This window comes from Streptomyces curacoi (genome assembly GCF_001513975.1).
GTDB lineage: Bacteria > Actinomycetota > Actinomycetes > Streptomycetales > Streptomycetaceae > Streptomyces > Streptomyces curacoi.
In genome coordinates, this window is record NZ_KQ947997.1 from 123,395 (window position 1) to 149,537 (window position 26,143).

The following is a 26,143-nucleotide window of genomic DNA, read 5'->3' on the forward strand; positions in this document are numbered from 1 at the left end:
GGTTGGGCCATGCCTAAGCCCGGAGAACTCACTTTCGTCGCCCCGCGCGGAGCCAAGAAGCCGCCGCGGCACCTTGCCGACCTCACGCCCGGCGAGCGCAAGGACGCCGTCGCCGCGATCGGTGAGAAGCCGTTTCGCGCCAAGCAGCTCTCGCAGCACTACTTCGCGCGGTACGCGCACGACCCGGAGGAGTGGACCGAGATCCCCGCCGGGGCGCGTGCCAAGCTGCGGGAGGAGCTCTTCCCCGAGCTCATGACCGTCGTACGGCATCTGTCGACCGACCAGGGCACCACGCGCAAGACGCTGTGGCGGCTGTTCGACGGGACGCTCGTCGAGTCGGTGCTGATGCGGTACCCGGATCGGGTGACCATGTGCATCAGCTCGCAGGCGGGGTGCGGGATGAACTGCCCGTTCTGTGCCACGGGGCAGGCCGGGCTGGACCGGAATCTGTCCACCGCCGAGATCGTCCACCAGATCGTGGACGGGATGCGCGCCCTGCGGGACGGGGAAGTGCCCGGTGGGCCCGCCCGGCTCTCCAACATCGTCTTCATGGGCATGGGCGAACCCCTCGCCAACTACAACCGGGTCGTGGGGGCCGTCCGGCGGCTCACCGATCCCGAGCCCGACGGGCTGGGGCTGTCCCAGCGGGGCATCACCGTCTCGACGGTCGGGCTCGTCCCGGCCATCCACCGGTTCGCCGACGAGGGCTTCAAGTGCCGGCTCGCCATCTCGCTGCACGCGCCCGACGACGAGCTGCGCGACACCCTCGTCCCCGTCAACACGCGCTGGAAGGTGCGCGAGGTGCTCGACGCCGGGTTCGAGTACGCCGCGAAGTCCGGGCGCCGGCTGTCCATCGAGTACGCGCTGATCCGGGACATCAACGACCAGGCCTGGCGAGGTGACCGCCTCGGGCGGCTGCTCAAGGGCAGGCCCGTGCATGTGAACCTGATTCCGCTGAACCCGACGCCCGGGTCCAAGTGGACCGCCTCCCGGCCCGAGGACGAGAAGGCCTTCGTCGAGGCCATCGCCGCCCATGGTGTGCCGGTGACGATCCGGGACACCCGTGGTCAGGAGATCGACGGGGCCTGCGGTCAGCTCGCGGCCACCGAGCGGTAATCTGAGCCCGTACACCCGTACGCACATCTGCATATTCCGACAGGGGAGCGCCACAGCGCTGAGAGTGCGGCAACCGGGCCGCAGACCCTCTGAACCTCGCCCAGGTCATTCTGGGTAGGAAGTTCGGTCATCACTCAAGCTGTTGCGCCCTGCCCAGGAGCCGAAAGGGTTCCTGGGCAGGGCCGCGTCTCTTCCTGGTCCATCCCAGGAGGAATTTCGTGAGCACCACCAAGAAGTTCGCGGCCGTGGCCGTCGGGCTCGGCCTCGTCACGCTGTCCGCGTGCGGTTCGTCCGACTCGGGCAGCGACACCGCCGGGTCCAAGAGCAAGGACGTCACGCTCGTCAGCCACGACTCGTGGGCCGTTTCGAAGAGCGTCCTGGCCGCCTTCGAGAAGCAGTCCGGATACAAGGTCAGGGTCCTGGAGGACGGCGACGCCGGGCAGGCCGTCAACAAGGCCATCCTGACCAAGGACAACCCGCAGGGCGACGTCTTCTTCGGCGTCGACAACACCCTGCTCTCGCGGGCGCTCGACAACGACCTGTTCCAGTCGTACGAGCCGAAGGGCGCCGGCACCATCAAGCCCGAGTACCTCGCCGGCCAGGACGAGCACCGGGTCACGCCGATCGACACCGGCGACATCTGCGTCAACTACGACAAGGCGTACTTCAGCGAGCACAAGCTGACCCCGCCGGCCTCCTTCGACGACCTGGTCAAGCCGAAGTACAAGAACCTCCTCGTCACCGAGAACGCCTCCACCTCCTCGCCCGGCCTCGGCTTCCTGCTCGGCACCGCCGCCCAGTACGGCGACGACGGCTGGCAGGACTACTGGAAGAAGCTGAAGGCCAACGGCGTGAAGGTCGTCGACGGCTGGGAGCAGGCCTACAACGAGGAGTTCTCCGGCTCCGCCGGCGGCAAGAAGGCCAAGGCCGACCGGCCGCTCGTCGTGTCGTACGCCTCCTCGCCGCCCGCCGAGGTGATCTACGGCGACCCGAAGCCGACCACCGCGCCCACCGGCGTCGCGACCGGCACCTGCTTCCGCCAGGTCGAGTACGCGGGCCTGCTGAGCAACGCCAAGAACGCCGAGGGCGGCAAGGCGCTGATCGACTTCCTGCTGACGAAGACGTTCCAGGAGGACATGCCGCTCAACATGTTCGTCTACCCGGTGGTCGAGGGCGCCCAGGTGCCCGACGAGTTCACCGAGTACGGCCCGCAGGCCGAGGATCCCGAGACCATGGACCCGGCGAAGATCGCCGACAACCGTGACGACTGGGTCAAGTCGTGGACCTCGCTGGTACTGAAGTAGTCCCCCGCAAGGGACGCGCGCGGAGCGCGGCGGTGCGGCTCGGCCTCATCGCCGTGCCCGTCGCTTTCTTCGCGGTCTTCTTCGCCTACCCCGTCGCCGCGATCGTCGCGCGCGGTCTGAAGGCCGACGGGGTGTGGCAGTTCGGCCGGCTCCGGGATGTGCTCGGGCAGTCCGACATCCAGCACGTCCTGTGGTTCACCACCTGGCAGGCGCTCGCCTCCACCGCTCTCACGCTGCTTGCCGCGCTGCCGGGCGCCTATGTCTTCGCCCGCTTCGACTTCCCCGGCAAGCAACTCCTGCGCGCCGTCGTGACCGTCCCCTTCGTGCTGCCGACGGTCGTCGTCGGTACGGCGTTCCTCGCGCTCGTCGGCCGCGGCGGACTCCTCGACGAGCTGTGGGGCGTACGCCTCGACACCACCGTGTGGGCCATCCTGCTCGCGCACGTCTTCTTCAACTACGCCGTCGTCGTACGGACCGTCGGCGGGCTCTGGTCGCAGCTCGACCCGCGGCAGGAGGAGGCCGCGCGGATGCTGGGTGCGTCACGCCTCACCGCCTGGCGGACCGTCACCCTCCCCGCTCTCGGGCCCGCCGTGGCCGCCGCCGCGCTCATGGTCTTCCTGTTCACCTTCACCTCCTTCGGCGTGGTGCAGATCCTCGGCGGCCCGACCTTCTCGACCCTCGAAGTGGAGATCTACCGGCAGACGTCGGAGATCTTCGACCTGTCCACGGCCGCGGTCCTCACGATCATCCAGTTCCTGGCGGTGGGCGCGATCCTCGCCGTGCACGCCTGGACGGTACGGCGGCGGGAGAGCACCCTGCGCCTGGTAGACGCCGCCGTGACCGCGCGGCGGCCGCGCGGGGCGGGGCAGTGGACGCTGCTGGCCGGTGTCCTGGTCGTCATCGTCGTACTCCTGCTGCTGCCCCTGGCCGTGCTGGTGCAGCGGTCCCTGGACGCGCCCGCCTTCGGTTACTATCGGGCGCTGACCAGCGCCGACGGCGGGGTCTTCCTGGTGGCGCCGATCGAGGCGATCGGCAATTCGCTGCAGTACGCCGTCGTCGCCACCCTCATCGCCGTGCTGATCGGCTCTCTCGCCGCGGCCGCGCTGACCCGGCGGGACGCGGGCCGGTTCGTACGGGGCTTCGACGCGCTGTTGATGCTGCCGCTCGGGGTGTCCGCGGTGACGGTCGGGTTCGGCTTCCTGATCGCCCTGGACGAGCCGCCGCTCGACCTGCGCAGCACGTGGATTCTCGTGCCGCTGGCCCAGGCGCTGGTCGGGGTGCCCTTCGTCGTGCGGACCATGCTCCCGGTGCTGCGGGCCGTGGACCAGCGGCTGCGGGAGGCGGCGGCGGTGCTGGGGGCGTCGCCGTGGCGGGTCTGGCGTGAGGTGGATCTGCCGTTGGTGCGGCGGGCGCTGCTGATCGCGGCCGGGTTCGCCTTCGCGGTGTCGCTCGGGGAGTTCGGGGCGACCGTGTTCATCGCGCGGCCCGACAACCCGACCCTGCCGGTCGCCGTGGCGCGGCTGCTGGGGCGGGCCGGCGAGCTCAACTACGGCCAGGCGATGGCCCTCTCGACGGTGCTGATGGTGGTGTGCGCGGTGGCGTTGCTGGTGCTGGAGCGGCTTCGTACGGATCGGACGGGGGAGTTCTAGATGGCACACGGTCCGCAGAGTCTGCTGAGTCTTGAGGGCGCGACCGTACGGTTCGGCGGGTGGGCCGCGCTGGACGGCGTCGATCTCGATGTCGCCGAGCACGAGATCGTGTGCGTGCTCGGGCCGAGCGGCAGCGGCAAGTCGACGCTGCTGCGGGCGGTGGCGGGGCTGCAACCGCTGGACGGCGGGCGGGTGCTGCTCGACGGACGGGACCAGGCGGGGGTGCCCGCGCACAAGCGGGGAGTCGGGCTGATGTTCCAGGACCATCAGCTGTTCCCCCAGCGGGACGTCGGCGGCAATGTGGCCTTCGGGGCGCGCATGCACGGCGCCTCCAAGGGTGAACAGACCGAGCGGGTACGGGAGCTGCTCGACCTGGTCGGACTGCCGGGCGCCGCCCGCCGTGCCGTCGCCTCCCTGTCCGGCGGTGAGCAGCAGCGGGTGGCGCTGGCCCGGGCACTCGCTCCCCGGCCGCGGCTGCTGATGCTGGACGAGCCGCTCGGCCAGCTCGACCGCTCGCTGCGGGAGCGGCTCGTGGTCGAACTCCGGGAGCTTTTCGGTCGGTTGGGCACCACCGTGCTGGCCGTGACGCACGACCAGGGCGAGGCCTTCGCGCTCGCCGACCGGGTCGTGGTGATGCGGGACGGGCGGATCGCCCAGACCGGTACGCCGCTTCAGGTGTGGCAGCGGCCGGTGGACGAGTTCGTGGCCCGCTTCCTCGGGTTCGAGAACGTGGTCGAGGGCACGGTCGTGGGCGAGGCCGCGGACACCCCCTGGGGCAAGCTGCCGGTGGGCGAGGGTTCCGTGCAGGGCACGCGGACGCTGCTCGTACGGCCGGCCGGAGTGCGGCTCGTGGCCGCCGACGCCGGGCTGCGCTGCACAGTCGCCGCGCGGACCTTCAAGGGCACCCATGTCGCCGTCCGCCTCCAGCCGGAGGACGCCCCGCGCCTGGAAGCGGCGTGCGCGTTGCGGGACGCGCCGGAGGTCGGGGACGAGGTCGGGGTGGAGTTCGACGCCGCCGAAATCGTGGTGCTCGGCGGAGGGCAGCGCCCCTAGGGTGCTCCCATGACCCCGCTAGCGCATGACCGGTACTGCGACGAGATCGCCCATCAGATACGGCAGTTGAGGGCGGTGGTGACCTCCGGCGCGGACCTCTCGGCCACCGTGCCGACCTGCCCGGACTGGTCGCTGGAACAGCTCGTACGGCATCTGGGCGGCGCCCTGCGCTGGGTGGAGCTGATGGTGCGGACACGCGCCGAGGAGGAGATCCCGGAGGAGCGGGTGCCCGGGGCCGGCGGCCCCGAGGGCGAGGGCGACGCCGCCGCGCTGGACGCCTGGCTCGCCGAGACCGGCGAGATGATCGTCGGCACCCTGCGCGAGGCCGGGCCGGACGCGAAGGTGTGGGGATGGGCCGGGATCCTCAATGCCGGGTTCTGGGCCCGCCGTATGACGCACGAGATCACCGTCCACCGCGCGGACGCGGCGCTCGCCGCAGGGCTGCCCTACGAGGTCGCGCCGGACGTGGCCGCCGACGCGGTCGACGAGTGGCTGGAGATCGTGGAGTGGTCGCAGCGGACGTTGCCCGACGATCCGGCGAGGGAGCTGCGCCGGCCGGGGAGCAGTATCCATCTGCACGCCACCGACACCGGCTCCGACGTGAACGCCGAGCGAAGCGAGATGGGGGTCCCCCCGCCCGAAGGGTGGGGGAGGGTGATCGACCTCTCCGAGGAGGTCGTCGCCTGGCGGCGCGGGCATGAGAAGGCGACGGTCGCACTCCGCGGGCCGTTGACCGCCGTACTGCTCGCCTTCTACCGTCGACTGCCGCTGGACAGCCCCGGGTTGGAGGTCATCGGCGAGCGGGAGCTGCTGGAGTTCTGGCTGGAGCGGGCGACGTTCGGCTGACACACGCCCGCGCCCCGACACGCGAAGGGCCCGCCCCCGCGAAGGGGACGGGCCACCACGGGCGTTGCCGGTCCTGGCGCGTCAGCGGTCGCTGTTCGCCCCACGGCGGCGCAGGCCGAAGAAGACCGCGCCGCCGCCGATCGCGACCAGGGCGACCGCGATGCCGGCGATCAGGCCGGTGTTGGAGTTCGCACCGGTCTCGGCGAGGTTGGAGTCACCGGCCGCCGGGGACGGGGCGTTGCTCTCGGTGTCCGCGGGGGCGGTGCTCTCGCTCTCCGAGGGCGTCGGGGTCGGCGAGTCGGTCTCCTCGGCCGGGGTCGAGGCGGAGTCCGACGGGGTCGGGGTCGGGGCGTCCGACGGAGCCGGCGGCTGCTCCTCTTCCTTCTTGCAGGCCGTGGACGGGGTCGTCAGGTTCGGCTTGATGTCCTCGTCGACATAGCCCTCGGCCTTGACGTGGACGCGGTACTCGGCGTCCGGCTTCCAGTTCTCGGCGAAGGTGATGGTGACACCCTCGCGCGAGCCCTTGACCACCTGCTCGCCGACCTTCTTCAGGTCGGCGCCGTTGTTCTGCAGGTACACGGTGACGGTCGCCGGGACGCCGCTGGGGTCCACGTCGGTGACGGTGATGACACCCTTGTCGCCGTCGCACTTGGCTTCGGCGGAGAACTCACTGATGTCGCACGCGAGCGCGTTGCCCGCGAGGCCGAGCGCGAGCGCGGCCGAGGCGGAGGCAACACCCAGGGCACGCACGGAACGCGCGACAGTACGGCGGTTTATGGACACGTTTGTCCTTACGAGTTGCTCAACTGAGGGGGGTTGAAGGAGGCGGTGATGTGACATCACCTCCCCCAGGAGTCTCACAGGTTTATAAGCGTGGCATAAGCAATGTCAACGCATCCGCGGTCCACGGCCGTTGGCTTTGCCGTCTTATTAACCGCCGAGACGTTTCAACGCCTCCGGAGCCTCCTCGATCCGGTCCACCAGGGCGATCCGCGACTCCATCGACCGGCCCCGGGCGAGGGACTGCAGGAGCGGCCAGGTCGGGAGTTTCTCCGTCCAGTGCGCGCGGTCGACCAGGACCATGGGGGTGGGCTCGCCACGCGACTCGTAGTAGTTCGGCGTCGCGTTGTCGAAGATCTCCTGGACGGTGCCGGCGGCGCCCGGCAGGAAGACGACACCCGCGTTCGAGCGGGCCAGCAGGCCGTCCTCGCGGGTGGCGTTGGCGAAGTACTTGGCAATGTGCGAGGCGAAGGGGTTCGGCGGCTCGTGGCCGTAGAACCAGGTCGGGATACCGACGGAACGGCCGCCCTTCGGCCAGCGGGCCCGCACCTCGAACGCGGCTGCCGCCCACTCGGTGATCGAGGGTGTGAACCCGGGCGCCTTCGCCAGGAGCCGGAGGGCGTCGGAGAGCATCTCGCCGTCGTGCGGGGCGGCGTACGCGCCGAGGTTGGCCGCCTCCATCGCGCCGGGGCCGCCGCCGGTGGCGACCGTGAAACCGGTGCGGGCCAGCTCCCGGCCGAGCCGCGCGGCACCCTCGTAGGCCTGCGTGCCGCGCTTCATCGCGTGGCCGCCCATGACGCCCACCACCCGGGCGCCGGCGAGGAGTTCGTCGAGCGCGTCCGAGACGGAGTCGTCGTGGATCGCGCGGAGCATGGAGGCGTAGACGTCCCCGTCCGCCTTGGTCCGCTGGAACCAGGCGTAGGCGCGGGCGTCGGGCGTGGCCTCGTAGCCGTCCGCCAGCGAGGCGAAGAGCTCGTCGGGGGAGTAGACCAGCCCCCGGTACGGGTCGAAGGGCAGGTCGGGGACGGGCGGGAAGACCAGGGCGCCGTCCGTGCGTATCTTCGCGGCGGCGTCCTCGCGCATCGGGCAGCCGAGGAAGACGGCGCCCGCCGTGTCCGTGGTGAGCAGTTCGCGCGTACGGTCCGTCAGGTCGACGGCTTGGACCCGGAATCCGGCGAGCGTGCCGCGCGCCGAGACGGTCGCGTCGAACTCCTCCAGCGTCTCGATCTCTCGGTCGTTGTGGTGGGCCGCATGGGCGGGCATCGTCTGCACCCGCCCATGCTAGGCACGCGGCGACGGACGGCGGGCCTCAGCCCTCGATGGCCGACGGGTCCATCCACACGACCTCCCAGGTGTGGCCGTCGAGGTCGTCGAAGGAGCGGCCGTACATGAAGTCCATCTCCTGGACCTTGTCCGACGCGGTGCCGCCGGCGGCGACGGCCTTCTCCACCAGCTCGTCCACCTTCTCGCGGCTCTCGGCGCTCAGACAGATCAGCACCTCGCTGGTCCTCGTGGCGTCCGCGATCTCCTTCTTGGTGAAGGTCGAGTAGAACGGCTTGGTGAGCAGCATCGCCACGATGGTGTCGCTGATCACCACGGAGGCGGCGTTCTCGTCGCTGAACTGCGGGTTGATCGAGTAACCGAGCTCCGTGAAGAACTTCTTCGAGGCGTCGAGGTCGTTCACGGGCAGGTTCACGAAGATCATCTGCTGGTAGGTCCTGCTCATCGGGTCTCTCCCATCGGGGTGCCTGCTGTTCGGTGGGGTAGACCGGGGCCCTGGGCGGAACTCATCGCCGGGCGGAGAATTTTTTTCCGCGAGTTTCCGCGAGTTTTCGCGCAGCGGGCGCCTCGCGGGCTTCGGCTCGCGGTCAGCGTGCCAAGGGCAGTGCTGCCAGCTCCGCCACGATCAGGGTGAGCGGGCCGAAGAGGGCCAGCAGGGCACCGGCGCGCAGGGCTGCCGCGCTGCGGAGCATCGCGGTGGGGGTGCCGAGGCGGAGCAGCGCGGCCGTGGTGTCGGCGCGGGCCTGTTTGGCCTCTACGGCGGTGGTGAGGAGGGTGGCCAGGGTGCAGCCGGTGACCACGGCGCCGCCGAGGGCGGTGAGGGGCCCGAAGGGCGGTGCGGCCGCGGTGGCGGAGAGGGGGGCCATGGCATACGCGGCGCAGGTCACGGCGCAGACGACGCCGAGGGGCCGGCCGATGCGGGTGGCCTCCTCCATGAGAACCCGGCCCGCAAGGAGGCGCAGGGCGCCGGGGCGCACGGCCTGGAGCAGGCGGCCGCAGAGGTGGGTGAGGCCGGGGGCGGCCAGGGCGAGGCCGAGGGCGGTGAGAACCCAGCCGGCCAGGACTCCCGAGGGGCCGGTGGGCAGGACGGCGGACAGGGTGAGGGTGCCGGAGGTGGCGCGGCCGGCGTGGGCCTCCATGGCGAGGCCTGCGGCCAGTACGGCGATGCCCCAGGGGAGACCGGCGGGGGGTTTGCGGGGGGCGGGACGGAGCGCGTGGTCCAGGTCGGTGGCGGTGGTGGGGTCGGCTGCTGCTTCGGTCTCCTTCTCCGGCCCGGGCGCCGCCCCGGCGGCACGGCTGCCCGCCGACTGTGCGGTGTGGTCGCGCTCAGGGTGTTCGGCCCGGCGGGCCGCGGCGTGATCGGTGGGTCTTTCGCCGCCCTCCGCGGCCTTGTGCGCGGCCGTAGCGCCCCGGCCGCCCCGCATCAGGTGGCCCCCGAAGCGGCCATACACCCCGAACGGCTCCCGCCTCGCCGGTGTGCCGTACGCCCCGAAGCGGCCGTACGCCCTTCCCGCCCCCCGCGTCCCGGCGGCCCCGAGCTCCTTCGGCCGGAGCATGAACGCCACCGCCACTGACGCGATCGCCGGTACCAGCGTCAGCAGTGTCAGCGCGGCCGGCACCGGCAGGGGACTGTCCGCGGCGAGGAACTCCGCTGCCGCGCCGTCGAAGGGCATGCCCGTCAGGTCGCCTCGCAGGTGCAGGAAGCACAGCAGGGCCAGCAGGGAGCCGAGGGTGCAGGACAGGGCCGTGGCGGCGGCCGCGACGGCCATCAGGCGGGCCGGGCCCAGGCCGATCGCGGCGAGGCCGGGGCGGGGTCTGGTGCTGGGGTCCGTGCGGGCAGCCGCCACCGCCAGGTGGACGGTGGCGGCCAGTGGGGGTGCGCACCAGGCCAGGCGCAGGAGTGAGGCGGCGGGGGAGTCCGGGTGGGACATCGCGTAGCCCAGGGCGCTGAGCAGCAGGAAGCCCGTGCCCGCCGACGCCGTCGTGACGAGCAGGCGGCGCAGGTGTACGGCGGGTCGGGCGCCGCGGGTCAGACGGAGAGCGAGCACGCGGCCCGGCCTTCCGTCCCGGCGACCGGGGGCAGGTGCACCGAGTTCACGCGCCGTCCGTCGAGGAGGGTGATGGTGCGGTCGGCGAGGATCGCCGCGTCCGTCTCGTAGCTGGCCAGGACGACGGTGATGCCGTGCGAGCGGGCCGCCGTCGTCAGGGTGCGCAGGACGCGTACGCGGTCGGCGCGGTGCAGGGGCGCCGCCGGCTCGTCGGCGAACAGGACCGTCGGTGCGGGGGCCAGGGCGCGGGCGACGCAGACGCGCTGGCGTTCGGCCTGGAGCAGCTGGTGCGGGCGCTTACGGGCGGCCTCGCCGACGTCAAGGCGCTCCAGCCACTCCAGCGCGGCCGTCTTGGCGCGGCGGCGGCTGGTGCCGCGCAGCATGAGGGGGAGGGCGGCGTTCTCCCAGACGGTCAGTTCGGGGACCAGGGACGGGTGGGGGTCGATCCAGCTGAAGCGGTCGCGGCGGAGCCGTTCGCGGGCCAGCGGGTTCATGGTGTGCACCGGCACGCTGTTGAACCAGATCTCGCCGCGGCGCGTCGCCAGCAGACCGGACAGACACCGCAGGAGAGTGGTCTTGCCGCTGCCGCGCGGGCCGATGACGGCGAGGACCTCACCCTCCTGGACACCGAGCGAGACGCCGCTGAGCGCGGGCGAACCGTCGTTGTAGGTGAAGTGCAGGGCGCGTGCCCAGAGCACGTCGTTGTCCGGCGGGGCCACCATGGCGTACACCTCGGTTCTGATCCGTTTTCCCGTACCTGTTTCCCTCGTGCGGGGGAACGAAGGCTGGGCCGATCGGTCACAGGCACGCTAGGCAGGCGTTACCCGGAGCCCGGACAGCACACGGCCCCGGACCGCCGTTTCTCACTCGATCGGGCGGCACCGGGGCCGGTGTTGATCATCCGGATGGAAGATTAGATTCCGCCGGTCGGCGGGCTCGCCGTGGGAGGCGTCACAGCTTGGTCCACGCCTCCGACAGCGTCGCCCGCAGGATCTGCTCGATCTCGTCGAACGTCTCCTGGTTGGAGATCAGCGGCGGGGCGAGCTGGACGACGGGGTCACCACGGTCGTCGGCGCGGCAGTACAGGCCGTTCTCGTAGAGCTTCTTGGAGAGGAAGCCGTACAGGACGCGCTCGGTCTCGTCGGCGTCGAAGGACTCCTTGGTCGCCTTGTCCTTGACCAGCTCGATGCCGTAGAAGAAGCCGTTGCCGCGGACGTCACCGACGATCGGAAGGTCGTACAGCTTCTCCAGCGTCGCGCGGAACGCGGCCTCGTTGTCGAGGACGTGCTGGTTGAGGTTCTCGCGCTCGAACAGGTCGAGGTTGGCGAGGCCCACGGCCGCGGAGACCGGGTGGCCGCCGAAGGTGTAGCCGTGCAGGAAGGTGTTGTCACCCTTGTAGAAGGGCTCGGCGATCCGGTCGGAGATGATGCACGCGCCGATGGGGGAGTAGCCGGAGGTCATGCCCTTGGCGCAGGTGATCATGTCCGGGACGTAGCCGAACTTGTCGCAGGCGAACATCGTGCCCAGGCGGCCGAAGGCGCAGATGACCTCGTCCGAGACGAGCAGCACGTCGTACTGGTCGCAGATCTCGCGCACCCGCTGGAAGTAGCCGGGCGGGGGCGGGAAGCAGCCGCCCGCGTTCTGCACCGGCTCCAGGAACACGGCCGCGACCGTGTCCGGGCCCTCGAAGAGGATCTGCTGCTCGATCTGGTCGGCGGCCCAGCGGCCGAAGGCCTCGGGGTCGTCGCCGAAGATCGGGGCGCGGTAGATGTTGGTGTTCGGGACCTTGTGGGCGCCGGGGACCAGGGGCTCGAACGGCGCCTTCAGGGCGGGCAGACCCGTGATGGACAGGGCGCCCTGCGGGGTGCCGTGGTAGGCGACCGCGCGCGAGATGACCTTGTGCTTGGTGGGCTTGCCGACCAGCTTGAAGTACTGCTTGGCGAGCTTCCAGGCGGTCTCCACCGCCTCACCGCCGCCCGTGGTGAAGAAGACCTTGTTGAGATCGCCCGGCGCGTGGTCCGCGAGGCGGTCGGCGAGCTCGATCGCCTTCGGGTGGGCGTAGGACCATACCGGGAAGAACGCCAGCTCCTGCGCCTGCTTGAAGGCGGTCTCGGCCAGCTCGACGCGGCCGTGCCCGGCCTGGACCACGAACAGGCCGGCGAGGCCGTCGAGGTACCGCTTGCCCTTGTCGTCGTAGATGTAGGTGCCCTCGCCCCGGACGATGGTGGGGACGGGGGAGTTCTCGTACGAGGACATGCGGGTGAAGTGCATCCACAAGTGGTCGTACGCGGTCCTGCTGAGGTCCTGAGGGCTGTTGGTGCTCACGGTTATCGGGTCCTCACGGTTATCGGGTTCCCCACATGTAGGTCTGCTTCTTGAGCTTGAGGTAGACGAAGCTCTCGGTGGAGCGGACTCCGGGCACGGCCCGGATGCGTCTGTTGATGACCTCCAGGAGGTGGTCGTCGTCCTCGCAGACGATCTCCACCATCAGGTCGAAGGACCCCGCGGTCATCACCACGTACTCGCACTCGGACATGGCGGTCAGCGCGTCCGCGACGGACTCCACGTCGCCCTCGACGTTCACGCCGACCATCGCCTGGCGCCGGAAGCCCACGGTGAGCGGGTCCGTGACGGCGACGATCTGCATCACGCCCTGGTCCAGCAGTTTCTGGACACGCTGGCGCACGGCCGCCTCGGACAGGCCGACGGCCTTGCCGATGGCGGCGTACGGCCGGCGGCCGTCCTCCTGGAGTTGTTCGATGATGGCGAGGGAGACGGCGTCCAGCTGGGGACCGCCGTTCCTGGACTCGCGGGAGTCCCTGTGCTCTGCGCTTCGACTGGCCACGACGTCACTGTGCACGACGTCTCGACAGTTCCGCAAGGCCGTATCGATGAAATTCGTTGTTTACGTGACTGAGACCTGCGGATTTCGCAGCAGTGGCGCAAGTGGGGGTGTTGAAAACGTGGGATCGGCGATTAGGGTGGGTGTCTCAGTAACTGGACAACCAGAACTGACAGCCAGCAGCAGTGAGACCTGACAGGAGGCCGGCAGTGAGCACCGAGCTGCGTCGTCTGCGCAACTACATCGACGGTGAGTTCCGGGACGCCGCCGACGGACGGACCACCGAAGTGGTCAACCCCGCGACGGGCGAGGCGTACGCGACCGCGCCGCTGTCCGGGCAGGCGGACGTGGACGCCGCGATGGAGGCCGCCGCCCGGGCCTTCCCCGGCTGGCGCGACACGACGCCCGCCGAGCGCCAGAAGGCCCTCCTGAAGATCGCGGACGCGTTCGAGGAGCGGGCCGAGGAACTGATCGCCGCCGAGGTGGAGAACACCGGCAAGCCGATCGGCCTCACCCGGTCGGAGGAGATCCCGCCGATGGTCGACCAGATCCGCTTCTTCGCGGGCGCCGCGCGGATGCTGGAGGGCCGCTCGGCCGGTGAGTACATGGAGGGGATGACCTCGATCGTCCGCCGTGAGCCGGTCGGCGTCTGCGCGCAGGTAGCGCCCTGGAACTACCCGATGATGATGGCCGTGTGGAAGTTCGCGCCGGCGATCGCGGCGGGCAACACGGTCGTGCTGAAGCCGTCGGACACGACCCCCGCGTCGACCGTCCTGATCGCCGACATCGTCGGCTCGATCCTGCCCAAGGGCGTCTTCAACGTCATCACCGGTGACCGCGAGACCGGCCGCATGATGGTCGAGCACCCGACCCCGGCCATGGCGTCCATCACCGGTTCGGTGCGGGCCGGTATGCAGGTCGCCGAGTCCGCGTCCAAGGACCTCAAGCGGGTCCACCTGGAGCTGGGCGGCAAGGCGCCGGTCGTCGTCTTCCAGGACACCGACATCGCCAAGGCCGTCGAGGACATCTCCGTCGCGGGCTTCTTCAACGCCGGACAGGACTGTACGGCCGCCTGCCGCGTCCTCGTCCACGAGGCCATCCACGACGAGTTCGTCGCCGCGCTCGCGAAGGCCGCCACCGACACCAAGACGGGGCAGCCGGACGACGAGGACGTGCTGTTCGGGCCGCTCAACAACCCCAACCAGCTCAAGCAGGTCGAGGGCTTCATCGAGCGGCTGCCCGCCCACGCCCGCGTGGAGGCCGGTGGCAAGCGGGTCGGCGACAAGGGCTACTTCTTCGCGCCGACCGTCGTCTCCGGCGTCAAGCAGGACGACGAGATTATCCAGAAGGAGGTCTTCGGGCCGGTCATCACCGTGCAGTCCTTCTCCGACGAGGAGCAGGCCGTCGAGTGGGCGAACGGTGTCGAGTACGCGCTCGCGTCGTCGGTGTGGACCAAGGACCACGGGCGGGCGATGCGGATGTCCAAGGCGCTGGACTTCGGGTGCGTGTGGATCAACACGCACATTCCGCTGGTCGCGGAGATGCCGCACGGCGGCTTCAAGAAGTCCGGGTACGGCAAGGACCTTTCGGCGTACGGGTTCGATGACTACACGCGGATCAAGCACGTCATGACGTCTCTGGAGGCGTAGCACCTCGGGTGGGGGTGCGTGGGGGCTGGTCGCGCGGTTCCCCGCGCCCCTGGAGGGCGTTGCAGCCCTGGCATGCTGCGGACATGGCCCTCGGATCGAAGAACTCGTCGCTGTCCCGCCGGTCCTTGCTGCGCACACTCGGCTCGGGTGCCCTGCTGGGCGGGCTCGTCGGCTGCGGTGTGCCCGCCGCCTACGTGCCGCCCAGCGAGCGGGCCGCCGCTGATCTCTCCGCCATCGACAAGCGGCTGACCTGGGCCAACTGGCCGCTCTACATCGACACCGACGACGCGGACGCGACGCGGCGGCCGACGCTGGAGGCCTTCGAGAAGCGCACCGGCATCTCCGTCGAGTACGTCGAGGAGATCAACGACAACGACGAGTTCTTCGGCAAGATCAGCCCCGCCCTGATGAACCACCAGCGCACCGACCGCGATCTCGTCGTCATCAGCGACTGGATGTGCGCCCGCTTCGTACGGCTGGGCTGGGTGCAGGAGATGGACCGGGCGCGGCAGCCGAACGTGACCAAGTACCTTGACCCGCTGCTGCGTTCACCGGCCTTCGACCCGGGCCGCAGGTTCACCGTGCCCTGGCAGTCCGGCATCACCGGCATCGCCTACCACCGCCGCAGGCTGGGCCGTGAGATACGCAGCGTGTCCGAGCTGTGGGCGAGCGACCTGAAGGGCCGGGTGACCCTGCTCTCCGGGCTGGACGAGGCCTTCGCCCTGCTCATGCAGGGCAACGGAGTCGACATCACCCGGTGGACGGCGGACGACTTCCACACGGTCTGCGACCAGGTCGAGCGGCAGGTGCGCAAGGGCCAGATCCGCCGCTTCACCGGCAACGACTACATCAAGGACCTGTCGAGCGGCGACGTACTGGCGTGCCAGGCCTACTCCGGCGACGTCATCCAGCTCCAGGCCGACGACCCCGACATCCGCTTCGTCGTCCCCGAGGAGGGCGCCGAGCTCTGGTCGGAGTCCCTGATGATCCCCAACCTGGCCCGCCACAAGACCAACGCCGAGCGGCTGATCGACTACTACTACGAGCCCGAGGTCGCCGCCGAACTGGCCGCCTGGGTCAATTACGTCTGCCCCGTCCCGGCCGCCCGGGACGTGCTCGCCTCCGCCAAGGACGAGGAGACGGCCGCCCTGGCCGAGGACCCGCTGATCTTCCCGGACACGGCGATGCGCCGGCGCCTGGCGATCGCGCGGGACATCACGGCCGGGGAACGGGTGGAGTTCGCGAAGCGGTGGAATGCGATCGCGGGGTTGTAGCGATCACTCCGCGCCAAGGCGGTGGTCTTCCGGCTCCCCGGGAAAGACGATGCCGCACTGTCGGCGGATCTCGTCCATCGCGCGCAGCGTGGTCAGCGAGTCGTCCAGCGGGCGGAGCGGGGACTGGAGGCGGCCGTCGGCGATGCAGCGGGCCACCTCCGCGGCCTCGAAGTGCAGGGCGTCGTGGGCGGTCCGCGGTTCCGTGTACGCCAGTCGCGTGCCGCTTCCCGCCAGCGCGAGGACGAGGTCGCCGGGCTGGTGGAAGGGGCCGGGCAGGCTCAGGGTGCCGTGCGTGCCGGCGATGGTGGCCGTGGTGGGGGTGTCGCTGAAGAGGGTGGTGTGGACGACGCCCTGACTGCCGTCGGCGCCTCGGAGGAGGGCGGAGGTCTGGCCGTTGACGCCCGCCGGGTGCGGCTGGGCCGAGGCCAGCAGCTCGGCCGGAGGGCCCAGGATCCAGGTGGCGAGGGACACGGGATAGGTGCCGAGGTCGAGAAGGGGCCCGCCGGCCAGGTCGGGGCGGAGGATGCGGTGCCCGGCGGTGAAGTGCTCGCCGTACTCGGCGAGGACGGTGCGGATGTCGCCGAGGACGCCGGAGTCGAGGATCTGCCGGACGACGTCGAACCTGGGCAGGAAGAACGTCCACAGGGCTTCGGCGCAGAACAGGCCGCGCTCCGTGGCGAGTCGGGCGATCTCACCGGCTTGGGCGGCGTTCAGGGCGAGCGGCTTCTCCACCAGGGTGTGCTTGCCGGCCTCAAGGGCGATCCGGGCGCAGCCGAGGTGGTCGGTGTGTCCGGTGGCGACATGGACGACGTCCACGTCCGCGGCCGCGGTCAGCTCCTCGTAGGAGCCGTACGCGTGCGGGATGCCGTGGCGGTCCGCGAAGTCCCCGGCGCGGGCGGCGTCCCGGGAGGCGACGCCGGTGAAGCGCTGGCGGGTGTGGCGCCGCACGGAGCGTACGAAGCGATCGGCGATCCAGCCGGTGCCGAGAACGCCCCAGCGCAGTGCGGGAGCGTCCATCGGGTCCGGGGTGCGCGGCGCGGGCAGGGCGGTGGGGAAGGCGGACATGCTCAGACCTCCGGGACCTGGACGGTGACGGTCCGTCCCCCGTTCTTCATGGACGCGATGACGGCCTCGGCCACCGCGCCCGCCACCAGGCCGTCGTGCGCCGTGGCCAGCGGGGCGGGGCTCCCGGTGGCGACGGCGTCGATCCAGGCCTGGAGTTCCAGGCGATAGGCGTCGGCGAACCGGGGACGCCAGTCGGCGGGGTAGCCCAGGGAGCGGGCCCGCGCCGAGTCTGTGACCAGGCGGGCGGGGTTGGTGAGGGCGAGCGTGCCGCGCTCGCCGGCCACCTCGCAGCGGATGTCGTAGCCGTAGCCGGCGTTGAGGAACACCTCGACGGTGGTCAGTGCGCCGTCGGCGGTGCGCAGCAGCATCAGTTGCGGATCCCGCAGACCGGTCACCGCCGTAGTGGCGCGGGGCGCGTGCCAACTGACCTCGGTCACAGGCGAGTCGAGCAGCCACGGCACGGTGTCGAACTCATGGATGGCCGACCCCGTGATGCTGAACTCGTCGGTGGCCCCGGGAGCGGAGGCGACCCCTCGGCTGACACAGTGCAACAGCAGCGGCGCCCCGCAGACACCGGCCGCCAGGGACTCCTTCAGCTCCACGTACGCGGGGTCGAAGCGCCGCATGAAACCCAGCGAGATCAGCTCTTTGCCGGCCCGCCGCTCCTCCCGTACGACGCGGACGCACTCGCTCAGCGTGGGGGCGAGGGGTTTCTCGCACAGCACGGGCTTCGCGGCCCGCACGGCCGCGACGGACAGATCGGCGTGGGTGGTGTCGTGCGAGGCGACGACCACGGCGTCGACCTCCGGGTCGGCGATCACAGCGTACGGATCACCGGTGGCGCGGGCACCGGGGAGGGCGCCGGCGACGGCGGCGGCGCGCTCCTCGTCGATGTCGGCGACCATGGTGACCACGGCGCCGGAGACATGGCGGTGCAGGGTGTTCACGTGGTCGGCGCCCATGTTGCCCGCGCCGATCACTCCAACGCGTACGACGCTCATGCCCCGCTCACCGGCCGGGGATGGCGAGAGTCGGGCGCCGGGTTCCCGTCAGGCCGCAGCCGGCCAGGTGTTCACGGGTGCTGACGGCGATGGGCAGCGGCACCTCGGGCGCACACGGGTACAGGTCCTGTTCGACGATGACGAACAACTCGGCGTCGAGGGCGGCCAGTTCGGCGACGATGTCGGCCGGGTTGGGCACGCCTGCGGGGGAGACGCAGACGCCGCGTTTGACGGCTTCGCCGCCGGCAGCGGCGAGTTCGTCGAGGAAGCGGGTGTAGGGGACCTGGTGGTCGTCCTCGGGGAACCAGACGCCCCAGGAGTCGGGGGCGGAGCCCAGGCACAGGTTGCCCGCGGTGGTGCGGAGCGGGGTTGGTGCCGTTGCCATGACATGTCCTCTGGAGGCAGGAGCGGGAGATCTCAGCGCAGGAGATCTCAGCGCAGGAGATCTCAGCTGGAGGTGGGGAAGTTGAAGCCGGCGGTGTGCTGGTGGGTGGGCTGGGGCCAGCGGGTGGTGATGACCTTGGGGCGGGTGTAGAAGCGGATGCCTTCGGGGCCGTGGATGGGGGAGTCGCCGATGAGGGAGTCCTTCCAGCCGCCGAAGGAGTAGTAGGACATCGGGACCGGGACGGGGACGTTGACGCCGATCATGCCGACGTTGACCTTGCGCTGGAAGCGGCGGGCGGCTTCGCCGGAGGCGGTGAACAGGGCGGTGCCGTTGCCATAGGGGTTGGTGTTGATGAGATGGATGGCCTCGTCGAGGGTGTCGGTGCGGACGATCGCGAGGACGGGGCCGAAGAGTTCTTCCTGGTAGGCGTCCATGTCGGTGGTGACATGGTCGAGGAGGGAGGGTCCGGTGAAGAAGCCTTCCTCATGTCCGTCGATTTTCAGTCCGCGGCCGTCGACGACGACGGTGGCGCCCTGGGTGGCGGCGGTGGTGACGGCGTTCTCGATGCGTTCCTGGGCGGCTTTGGTGACCAGGGGGCCCATCTCGGTGCCGGGTTTGTCGCCGGGGCCGACCTTCACTTCGCGGGCCTTGCGCTTGAGGATGTCCACCAGCCGGTCGGCGGCGTCGCCGACTGCGACGGCGACGGAGACGGCCATGCAGCGTTCGCCTGCGGAGCCGTAGGCGCCGGCGGTGATGTGGTTGGCGGCGAATTCGAGGTCGGCGTCGGGGAGGACGACGGCGTGGTTCTTGGCGCCGCCGAGGGCCTGGACGCGTTTGCCGTGGGCGGTGGCCGTCTCGTGGACGTACTTGGCGATGGGGGTGGAGCCGACGAAGGAGACGGCTTGGATGTGGGGGTGGGTGAGGATGGCGTCGACGGCGGGCTTGCCGCCGTGGATGACGTTGAAGACGCCGTCGGGGAGGCCGGCTTGCTGGTACAGCTCGGCGACGAAGTTGGCGGCGGAGGGGTCGCGTTCGCTGGGCTTGAGGATGAAGGTGTTGCCGGTCGCGATGGCTATCGGGTGCATCCACAGGGGCACCATGGCGGGGAAGTTGAAGGGGGTGATGCCGGCGACGACGCCGAGGGGCTGGCGGAAGTTGTGTACGTCGATGCCGCGGGAGACCTGGTCGGAGAAGTTGCCCTTGAGGACGTCGCCGAGGCCGCAGGCGAACTCGACGACCTCTCGGCCGCGGGTGATCTCGCCGCGGGCGTCGTCGACGGTTTTGCCGTGTTCGGCGGAGATGATCCGGGCGAGTTCCTCCTCGTGGTCGACGAGGAGCTGGCGGAAGGCGAACATGACCTGGGTGCGCTGGGTGAGGGAGGATTCCGACCAGGTCTCGAAGGCGGCGGTGGCGGCCTGGACGGCGGTGTCCACGTCGGTGGCGTCGGCCAGGACGACCTGAGCCTGTTCGGTGCCGGTGGCCGGGTTGAACACCGGCTGGGTGTCGGCGGCGGAGCCGGGTGTGGGGTTGCCGTTGATCCAGTGCGGGATGGTCTTCACGGTGAGGGTTTCCTTTGTGGGGGCGGGGTTTTAGAGGTAGTGGCGCTGGGTGTGCTTGTGGGCGGCGTACGTCTTGTAGGCGGCCTGGGTGGTGTTGAGGGTGGAGACTTCGCTGACGGGGACGTCCCACCAGCCGTGGCCGGGTGGGTTGGGGCCGTAGAGGTCGGTCTCGACGTGGACGACGGTGGTGCGGGTGGCGGCCTTGGCCTTCTCCATCGCCGTACGGAAGCCGTCGACGGTGGTGACGTGCAGGACGTCCGCACCGAGACTCGACGCGTTCGCGGCAAGGTCGACGGGCAGGATGCCGCCGTCGAGCTGACCGGACTGATCGTTGCGGAAGCGGTATTTGGTGCCGAAGCGCTGGGAGCCGAGTGATTCGGAGAGGGCGCCGATGGAGGCGAAGCCGTGGTTTTGGACGAGGACGATGATGACCTTCAGGCCTTCGGAGACCATGGTGACGATCTCCTGGGCCATCATCAGGTAGGAGCCGTCGCCGACGAGGACGACGACTTCGCGTGTGGGGTCGGCCATCTTCGCGCCGACGCCGGCGGCGACTTCGTAGCCCATGCAGGAGTAGGCGTACTCGACGTGGTAGGCCTTGGGGTCCCGGGCCCGCCACAGCTGCTGGAGGTCGCCGGGCATGGAGCCGGCGGCGTTGATGACGACGGCGCGGTCGTCGAGGACGTCGTTGAGGGCGCCGAGGATCTGGGTCTGGGCGGGCAGGTCGCCGGTGTTGCGGTCCGGGGCGAAGCACTCGTTCTCGATCTGCCGGGTGTGGGCGATGAGCCTGCGGGTGCGCTCGCGGTAGGCGGGGTCGACTTCCCAGTCGGTGAGTGCGGCGGCGAGGGCTTGGATGCCGAGGCGGGCGTCGGCGACGAGGGGTTCGGCGGAGTGTTTGACGGCGTCGAGGCGGGCGACGTTGAGGTTGACGAAGGTGACTTCGGGGTTGGCGAAGACGGTGTGGCTGGCGGTGGTGAAGTCGCTGTAGCGGGTGCCGATGCCGAGGACGACGTCGGCTTCGCGGGCGAGGTCGTTGGCGGCGTATGCGCCGGTGGAGCCGATGCCGCCGACAGCGTAGGGGTGGTCCCAGGGGACGGCGCCCTTGCCGGCGTGGGTGTCGGCGACGGGGATGCCGGTGGCCTCGGCGAAGGCACGCAGTTCGGTCTCGGCGCCGGAGTAGACGGTGCCGCCGCCTGCCACGATCAGAGGCTTCCTTGCGTTGCGGAGCAGCGCGGCGGCGCGTGCGACGGCTGCCGGTTCCGGGACCGGGCGGCCGACATGCCACACCCGGCGGCGGAAGAAGTCCACCGGCCAGTCGTAGGCCTCGGCCTGCACGTCCTGGGGCAGGGCGAGGGTGACGGCGCCGGTCTCGACCGGGTCGGTGAGCACTCGCATCGCCGCGAGTGCGGCGGGGATGAGCTGTTCGGGGCGGGAGATGCGGTCGAAGTACTTGGATACGGCGCGGAAGGCGTCGTTGACGGTGACGTCGCCGCCGCGGGTGTCCTCCAGCTGCTGCAGGACCGGGTCGGCGGCGCGGGTGGCGAACATGTCGGAGGGGAGCAGGAGGACCGGCAGCCGGTTGGTCGTCGCCAGGGCGGCACCGGTGATCATGTTGGTGGAGCCGGGGCCGGTGGAGGCGGTGCAGGCGAAGGTGGCCAGCCGGTCGCGCATCTTGGCGTAGGCGACGGAGGCGTGGACCATGCCCTGCTCGTTACGGGCCAGGTAGTACGGCAGATCGGCCTCTTCGTTCACCGCAGCCTGCAGCAGGGCTTGCCCGATCCCGGCGACGTTTCCGTGCCCGAAGATTCCCCACACGCCGGGGACGAGGCGCTGTTCCTGGCCGTCGCGCTCGCTGTACTGGTTGGCCAGGAAGCGCACCAATGCCTGGGCGGTGGTCAGTCGGACGGTGTTCATCGCTCGTTGAGTCCTTCGAAGGGAAGCCAGCCGTGCGGGATCAGGACGGTGTCGCCGGAGCGGACCTCGGCGAGCACGTCGATGGGCCGCTCGGGGGTGCCGTTGACGCGCTGGTAGCCGAAGCCGTGCTCGGTACGGGCGGAGGGCAGCGCGAACCTCCCACCATCTGCGCTGCTGATCAGGGCTTCCGACTCGCGGGGCAGGTAGGCGAAGTCGGTGACCGAGGCGAACACGCCTGTCCGACCGGTGAGTTCGAAGGCCGTGCCGTCCGTGGTGACGGTGCACGAGCCCGTCAGCGGCAGGACCAGGAACTCGGAATCTCGGGTGGACAGGGCGTGCGCCTCACCCGGGCCAGGGAGGTGGTATTTGCTGCTCACAGCAGGCTCACCGCCCGGTCCACGGCACCGGCCACATCGCCGTCCGAGGGGTAGAGCAGGGACCGGCCCACGACCAGGCCGCGTGCGGTGGGCTGCTTCAGCGCCTTCCCCCACGAGGCGAAGGCAGCGTCGGCGTCCTTGACCTCGCCGCCCAGCAGCAGCGCGGGCAGCGTGGACGAGGCGAGCACCCGCTCCATGTCGTCCACGACCGGGAGCTTGAGCCAGGTGTAGGCGGTACGTCGGCCCAGCCCCGAGGCGATGGTGATCGACTTGATGACAGCGTCCGTCGAGAGATCGTTGCGGATCCGGCCGTCATGCCACGCCGAAAGGAACGGTTCGACCATCGCGATGAGCTGACGGTCGTTCAGCTCGTCGACGGCGCGGGCGGTGTTCTCCAGGACGGACGGGGTCGCGGGGTCGTCGAGGGCGATACGGGTGAGCATCTTGCCCCCGTCGAAGCCCATGTCGGCGATCGTCTCCGCGTCGTAGCCGGTGAACCGGTCATCGATCTCGAAGACCGAACCCGCAAGCCCGGCCCGGTTCATGGAGCCGAAGACGCTCTTGCCGTCCAGGACCCCGAGCAGCAGCAGGTCCTCCAGAATGTCGGCGGTGCCCAGCACGCCCGTCACCCCCGGCCGGTCCAGGGCGATGCACAGCCGGTCCAGCAGCTCGAAGCGGTCGGCCATGGCGGAGGGGTCCGCGCCGACGCCGTTCGCGCCGCGCGCCGGATGGTCGGCCGCGATGATCATCGCCTTGCCGTGCTCGCCCAGCGGCGAGGTGGCCTTCACCCGGCGCGCGGCGGCGGCAGCGATGGCACCGGGATCGTTGACCCGGGCGTCCACGATCCGGCTCACGTTGTCGGACAGCACGTCGTCACGCCTTTCGTTCGGTGAGGGAGTCCGTGAGGGAGTCCGTGAGTGAGTCCGTGAGGGAGGGACATGCCTCGCGGAGTTTCATGTCGACCTCGGCCTCGGTCGGCATCGCCTCGGAGCAGGCCAGCCGCCCGGCGACGATCGCGCCGGCGGCGTTGGCGAAGGCGACCGTGCGGCGGGTGTCCCACCCGGACAGCAGCCCGTGGCACAGGGCCCCGCCGAAGGCGTCCCCGGCACCGAGCCCGTTCACCACGTCCACCGGCACCGGCGGGACCTCCACGGCCGACCCGTCCCGGTCCATCGCGAGGACACCCTTCGGCCCCTGCTTCACCACCGCCAGCTCCACCCCGGCGGCGAGCAGCGCCTTCGCGGCGGCATACGGCTCACGCTCACCGGTCGCCACCTCGCACTCGTCAACGTTGCCGACGGCCACCGTCGTATGACGCAACGCCTCGGCGTAGAAGGACCGCGCCTGGTCAGGGTCGGCCCAGAACATCGGCCGCCAGTCCAGATCGAAGACCGTCACGCCCGCCTTCGCCCGGTGCGCCAGCGCGGCCAGCGTGGCCGAACGGCTCGGCTCCGCACTCAGCCCCGTCCCCGTGAACCAGAAGATCCGAGCCTCGCCCACCGCCCCCAAATCCAGCTCCTCCGGACGGATGTCCAGGTCAGGAGCCTTCGGCAGGCGGTAGAAGTACAGCGGGAAGTCGTCCGGCGGGAAGATCTCGCAGAACGTCACCGGCGTCGGCGCGATCTCCGACGTCCCCACGAACCGGCCGTCCACGCCGAAGCCCTCCAGCGCCTGCCGGACGAAGTCCCCGAACGGATCCCGGCCCGTCTTGGTGATCACGGCCGCGGAGTGCCCGTACCGGGCGGCAGCCACCGCGACATTCGTCGGACTGCCGCCCAGGTACTTGCCGAACGAGGTGACCTCCGCCAGCCCCACACCCGTCTGGAGCGGATACACATCCACTCCCACACGGCCGATGGTCAGCACTTCGAACGGCATCACGCTTGTTTTCCCTTCGCCTGGGAGGCCTGCTGGAAAGGTGGGTCTGATCTCTGAGCTGTTCGGCGCGCCTGCCGCCGACGGGCGTGGGCAGGACGTGCCGTCCGTCACCGTTGTCAGGAGACCGCTTCGCCGGTGGTCGCCACGGGTGCGGTGAGGTCTTCCTCTTCCGGGAGATCCTCGACGTCCACGCCGCGGACCTGGGCCAACTCGTGCTTGAGCGCGGCCAGTTCGGTGCCGCCGGCCATGTGGTTGGTGAGCTCTTCGAGGCTGACCTCGTCACGGGAGGCGTTGAGCTCCATGGTGCCCAGGCGCAGGACACTGAAGTGGTCGCCGACCATGTAGGCGTGGTGGGGGTTGTGGGTGATGAAGATGACGCCGAGGCCGCGGTCGCGGGCGGCGGCGATGTACTTCAGGACCACACCCGACTGCTTGACGCCGAGGGCGGCGGTGGGCTCGTCGAGGATGAGGACGCGGGCGCCGAAGTAGACGGCGCGGGCGATCGCCACGCACTGGCGCTGGCCGCCGGAGAGCGTGCCGATGGGCTGTTCCAGGTCATCGAGGACGATGCCCATGTTGCGCAGCTCTTCGTCCGCGGTCTTCTTCATCTTCTCGATGTCGAGACGGCGGATCGGCCACGGGCCCTTCGTCATCTCCGAACCGAGGAAGAAGTTCCGCCACACCGGCATCAGCGGGACCACCGCGAGGTCCTGGTAGACGGTGGCGATGCCCTTGTCGAGCGCCTCACGCGGAGTGGAGAAGCGCACCGGCTCGCCGTCGACCAGGAACTCGCCCTCGGTGTGCTGGTGCAACCCCGAGATGATCTTGATCAGGGTCGACTTGCCGGCGCCGTTGTCGCCGAGGACGCAGGTCACCTTCCCGGGGTGGACGGCCAGGTCGACGCCGTGCAGAGCACGGATGTTGCCGTACGACTTGCCGGTGCCCTTCAACTCGACGACCGGCTTGCCGGTCCGACCCGCGGTGTCCTTCGGCGCGGCCTCGGCGGGCCTGGTTTCGTTGGTGGTTGTCATCGGTCGTTCACCTCCGGGTCGCCGTGCGCTGGACCCACAGATTGATCAGGACGGCGCCGAGGAGCATCACGCCGAGGAAGGCCTTGAACCAGTCGGGGTTCCAGCCGGCGTAGACGATGCCCTGCTGCACCATGCCGAACATGAAGGCACCGAAGACCGGGCCGACCGCGGAGCCGTAACCACCGGTCAGGAGGCAGCCGCCGATGACCGCCGCGGCGATGTAGATCAGCTCCTGGCCCACGCCCTCACCGGACTGCACGGTGTTGAACGAGAACAGCTGGTGCATCCCGACGAACCAGGCCCCGAAGCCGACCAGCATGAACAGCGAGATCTTGGTGAACGTCACCGGCACACCGACCGCCCGCGCACTGCCCTGGTTGCCGCCGACCGCGAAGACCCAGTTGCCGTACTTGGTGCGCAGCAGCACCCAGGTGGCGATGGCCGCGAAGACCAGCCACCACACCACCGTGATCTTCACCTGCACGCCCCCGACGTCGAAGGTCGAGGCGAAGATCGCCTTGGCCTGGTCGAAGCCGTCCATGTCGCTGATGTCGTCGGTGGCGACGTTGCCGGTGATCAGCTTGGTCACCGCCAGGTTGACGCCCTGAAGGATCAGGAAGGTGCCCAGCGTGACCAGGAAGCTCGGCAGACCGGTCCTGACCAGCAGCCAGCCGTTGAACAGGCCCACCGCCAGCGACACGATCAGCGCGACGATCACACCGACCCAGACGTTCATACTGAGCTGGTAGCTGAGCATGCTCGCGGTCAGCGCCGAGGTGATCACCGCGACACCGGCCGACAGGTCGAACTCGCCGCCGATCATCAGCAGCGCGACCGGCAGCGCCATGATTCCGATCGTCGACGACTGGTACAGGATGTTGGCCATCGAGCTGCCGTCGCGCACCGGGGGCGCCGCGACGAGGAAGAACACGAAGACCGCGACGGCGCCGAGGAAGACACCGACCTCGGGCCGGGCCAACAGCCGGATCGCCGGCGGGCGTTCAGCCGTGCGCCCGTCCTTCTCCGTGCCGGGGCCGGGGGCCGACGGTGCGGTCACCGCCGGCTCAGCCTGCTGGGTCATGCTCATCACC

General features: G+C 70.2%; 22 protein-coding genes and 2 pseudogenes. 7 read left to right on the forward strand and 17 right to left on the reverse strand.

Features of this window, described 5'->3' with window-relative positions; genetic code table 11:
• Positions 1-9 precede the first annotated feature (9 nt).
• The 5 genes from rlmN to AQI70_RS34895 all read left to right on the forward strand — a co-directional run bounded on the left by rlmN (position 10) and on the right by AQI70_RS34895 (position 5,968).
• Positions 10-1,116 (forward strand): dual-specificity RNA methyltransferase RlmN, encoded by a 1,107-nt coding sequence (gene rlmN, locus AQI70_RS34875; RefSeq protein WP_062156443.1) that lies wholly within the window; start codon positions 10-12, stop codon positions 1,114-1,116.
• A gap of 218 nt (positions 1,117-1,334) precedes the next feature.
• On the forward strand, positions 1,335-2,420 hold the full coding sequence (locus AQI70_RS34880; protein WP_062156444.1) for a thiamine ABC transporter substrate-binding protein: 1,086 nt from the start codon (positions 1,335-1,337) through the stop codon (positions 2,418-2,420).
• Positions 2,396-4,069 carry an ABC transporter permease gene (locus AQI70_RS34885; RefSeq protein ID WP_079051606.1) on the forward strand — a complete coding sequence of 558 codons (1,674 nt, stop codon included), beginning with the start codon at positions 2,396-2,398 and terminating at the stop codon, positions 4,067-4,069. The genes AQI70_RS34880 and AQI70_RS34885 overlap by 25 nt, the downstream gene beginning before the upstream one ends.
• Positions 4,070-5,122 carry an ABC transporter ATP-binding protein gene (locus tag AQI70_RS34890; protein ID WP_062156445.1) on the forward strand — a complete coding sequence of 351 codons (1,053 nt, stop codon included), beginning with the start codon at positions 4,070-4,072 and terminating at the stop codon, positions 5,120-5,122.
• 9 nt (positions 5,123-5,131) lie between these two features.
• The gene (locus AQI70_RS34895; protein ID WP_062156446.1) at positions 5,132-5,968 is read left to right on the forward strand and encodes a maleylpyruvate isomerase family mycothiol-dependent enzyme; all 837 of its coding nucleotides are present in this window, start codon (positions 5,132-5,134) and stop codon (positions 5,966-5,968) included.
• 81 nt (positions 5,969-6,049) lie between these two features.
• On the opposite strand, the gene AQI70_RS34900 is transcribed toward AQI70_RS34895, so the two are convergent.
• The 7 genes from AQI70_RS34900 to AQI70_RS34930 all read right to left on the reverse strand — a co-directional run bounded on the left by AQI70_RS34900 (position 6,050) and on the right by AQI70_RS34930 (position 12,937).
• On the reverse strand, positions 6,050-6,718 hold the full coding sequence (locus AQI70_RS34900) for an LAETG motif-containing sortase-dependent surface protein (RefSeq protein WP_244181961.1): 669 nt from the start codon (positions 6,716-6,718) through the stop codon (positions 6,050-6,052).
• Between the two features lie 180 nt (positions 6,719-6,898).
• Positions 6,899-8,020, reverse strand: coding sequence for an LOG family protein (locus AQI70_RS34905; RefSeq protein ID WP_062156448.1), 1,122 nt, complete (start codon positions 8,018-8,020; stop codon positions 6,899-6,901).
• A 37-nt stretch (positions 8,021-8,057) separates the two neighbouring features.
• Positions 8,058-8,474, reverse strand: coding sequence for a VOC family protein (locus AQI70_RS34910; RefSeq protein WP_062156449.1), 417 nt, complete (start codon positions 8,472-8,474; stop codon positions 8,058-8,060).
• Between the two features lie 142 nt (positions 8,475-8,616).
• Positions 8,617-10,077 (reverse strand): hypothetical protein, encoded by a 1,461-nt coding sequence (locus tag AQI70_RS34915; RefSeq protein ID WP_062156450.1) that lies wholly within the window; start codon positions 10,075-10,077, stop codon positions 8,617-8,619.
• Positions 10,059-10,799: an ABC transporter ATP-binding protein gene (locus AQI70_RS34920; protein WP_062156470.1), complete on the reverse strand. Its 741-nt coding sequence runs from the start codon at positions 10,797-10,799 to the stop codon at positions 10,059-10,061. Before AQI70_RS34920 ends, AQI70_RS34915 begins: the two co-directional genes overlap by 19 nt.
• Positions 10,800-11,028: 229 nt before the next feature.
• A complete protein-coding gene (locus AQI70_RS34925) occupies positions 11,029-12,402 on the reverse strand; it encodes an aspartate aminotransferase family protein (protein ID WP_062156451.1) in 1,374 nt (457 codons plus the stop codon).
• Positions 12,403-12,421: 19 nt separating this feature from the next.
• Positions 12,422-12,937, reverse strand: a complete 516-nt coding sequence (locus AQI70_RS34930; RefSeq protein WP_003997532.1) for an Lrp/AsnC family transcriptional regulator — start codon at positions 12,935-12,937, stop codon at positions 12,422-12,424.
• Positions 12,938-13,128: 191 nt separating this feature from the next.
• Here AQI70_RS34930 and AQI70_RS34935 point away from each other — a divergent pair, with 191 nt between their 5' ends.
• Together AQI70_RS34935 and AQI70_RS34940 are read left to right on the forward strand one after the other, a co-directional pair.
• The gene (locus tag AQI70_RS34935; RefSeq protein WP_062156452.1) at positions 13,129-14,568 is read left to right on the forward strand and encodes a gamma-aminobutyraldehyde dehydrogenase; all 1,440 of its coding nucleotides are present in this window, start codon (positions 13,129-13,131) and stop codon (positions 14,566-14,568) included.
• Between the two features lie 83 nt (positions 14,569-14,651).
• The gene (locus AQI70_RS34940) at positions 14,652-15,842 is read left to right on the forward strand and encodes a polyamine ABC transporter substrate-binding protein (RefSeq protein ID WP_062156453.1); all 1,191 of its coding nucleotides are present in this window, start codon (positions 14,652-14,654) and stop codon (positions 15,840-15,842) included.
• A gap of 3 nt (positions 15,843-15,845) precedes the next feature.
• Here AQI70_RS34940 and AQI70_RS34945 read toward each other — a convergent pair whose 3' ends face one another.
• The 10 genes and pseudogenes from AQI70_RS34945 to AQI70_RS34990 form a co-directional block, all read right to left on the reverse strand.
• A complete protein-coding gene (locus AQI70_RS34945) occupies positions 15,846-16,907 on the reverse strand; it encodes a Gfo/Idh/MocA family protein (protein WP_062156454.1) in 1,062 nt (353 codons plus the stop codon).
• A gap of 2 nt (positions 16,908-16,909) precedes the next feature.
• A complete protein-coding gene (locus AQI70_RS34950; RefSeq protein WP_062156455.1) occupies positions 16,910-17,908 on the reverse strand; it encodes a Gfo/Idh/MocA family oxidoreductase in 999 nt (332 codons plus the stop codon).
• Positions 17,909-17,915: 7 nt separating this feature from the next.
• A pseudogene (locus tag AQI70_RS41015) lies at positions 17,916-18,149 on the reverse strand (2-keto-myo-inositol dehydratase); the annotation flags it as partial.
• Positions 18,150-18,355: 206 nt separating this feature from the next.
• Positions 18,356-19,852, reverse strand: a complete 1,497-nt coding sequence (locus AQI70_RS34960; protein ID WP_062156457.1) for a CoA-acylating methylmalonate-semialdehyde dehydrogenase — start codon at positions 19,850-19,852, stop codon at positions 18,356-18,358.
• A gap of 30 nt (positions 19,853-19,882) precedes the next feature.
• Complete coding sequence (gene iolD / locus AQI70_RS34965; RefSeq protein ID WP_062156458.1) at positions 19,883-21,766, reverse strand: 3D-(3,5/4)-trihydroxycyclohexane-1,2-dione acylhydrolase (decyclizing); 1,884 nt, start codon at positions 21,764-21,766, stop codon at positions 19,883-19,885.
• A gap of 26 nt (positions 21,767-21,792) precedes the next feature.
• Positions 21,793-22,116: pseudogene (locus AQI70_RS34970) on the reverse strand (5-deoxy-glucuronate isomerase); the annotation flags it as partial.
• Positions 22,117-22,139: 23 nt separating this feature from the next.
• Entirely contained in the window at positions 22,140-23,012 is an 873-nt protein-coding gene (locus AQI70_RS34975) for a Cgl0159 family (beta/alpha)8-fold protein (protein WP_062156460.1), read from the reverse strand.
• Positions 23,013-23,016: 4 nt separating this feature from the next.
• Positions 23,017-24,021, reverse strand: coding sequence for a 5-dehydro-2-deoxygluconokinase (gene iolC / locus AQI70_RS34980; protein ID WP_062156461.1), 1,005 nt, complete (start codon positions 24,019-24,021; stop codon positions 23,017-23,019).
• 116 nt (positions 24,022-24,137) lie between these two features.
• A complete protein-coding gene (locus AQI70_RS34985; protein WP_062156462.1) occupies positions 24,138-25,052 on the reverse strand; it encodes an ATP-binding cassette domain-containing protein in 915 nt (304 codons plus the stop codon).
• A gap of 7 nt (positions 25,053-25,059) precedes the next feature.
• Positions 25,060-26,139 (reverse strand): ABC transporter permease, encoded by a 1,080-nt coding sequence (locus tag AQI70_RS34990; protein WP_062156471.1) that lies wholly within the window; start codon positions 26,137-26,139, stop codon positions 25,060-25,062.
• Positions 26,140-26,143: the final 4 nt, after the last annotated feature.

Excerpts from the sequence above, each read along its gene's own strand:
- rlmN (WP_062156443.1), top strand. The coding sequence starts at position 10 with ATGCCTAAGCCCGGAGAACTCACTTTCGTCGCCCCGCGCGGAGCCAAG.
- AQI70_RS34890 (WP_062156445.1), top strand. The coding sequence starts at position 4,070 with ATGGCACACGGTCCGCAGAGTCTGCTGAGTCTTGAGGGCGCGACCGTA.
- AQI70_RS34895 (WP_062156446.1), top strand. The coding sequence starts at position 5,132 with ATGACCCCGCTAGCGCATGACCGGTACTGCGACGAGATCGCCCATCAG.
- AQI70_RS34910 (WP_062156449.1), bottom strand. The coding sequence starts at position 8,474 with ATGAGCAGGACCTACCAGCAGATGATCTTCGTGAACCTGCCCGTGAAC.
- AQI70_RS34920 (WP_062156470.1), bottom strand. The coding sequence starts at position 10,799 with ATGGTGGCCCCGCCGGACAACGACGTGCTCTGGGCACGCGCCCTGCAC.
- AQI70_RS34940 (WP_062156453.1), top strand. The coding sequence starts at position 14,652 with ATGGCCCTCGGATCGAAGAACTCGTCGCTGTCCCGCCGGTCCTTGCTG.
- AQI70_RS34945 (WP_062156454.1), bottom strand. The coding sequence starts at position 16,907 with ATGTCCGCCTTCCCCACCGCCCTGCCCGCGCCGCGCACCCCGGACCCG.
- AQI70_RS34950 (WP_062156455.1), bottom strand. The coding sequence starts at position 17,908 with ATGAGCGTCGTACGCGTTGGAGTGATCGGCGCGGGCAACATGGGCGCC.
- iolD (WP_062156458.1), bottom strand. The coding sequence starts at position 21,766 with ATGAACACCGTCCGACTGACCACCGCCCAGGCATTGGTGCGCTTCCTG.
- iolC (WP_062156461.1), bottom strand. The coding sequence starts at position 24,021 with ATGCCGTTCGAAGTGCTGACCATCGGCCGTGTGGGAGTGGATGTGTAT.
- AQI70_RS34985 (WP_062156462.1), bottom strand. The coding sequence starts at position 25,052 with ATGACAACCACCAACGAAACCAGGCCCGCCGAGGCCGCGCCGAAGGAC.
- AQI70_RS34990 (WP_062156471.1), bottom strand. The coding sequence starts at position 26,139 with ATGAGCATGACCCAGCAGGCTGAGCCGGCGGTGACCGCACCGTCGGCC.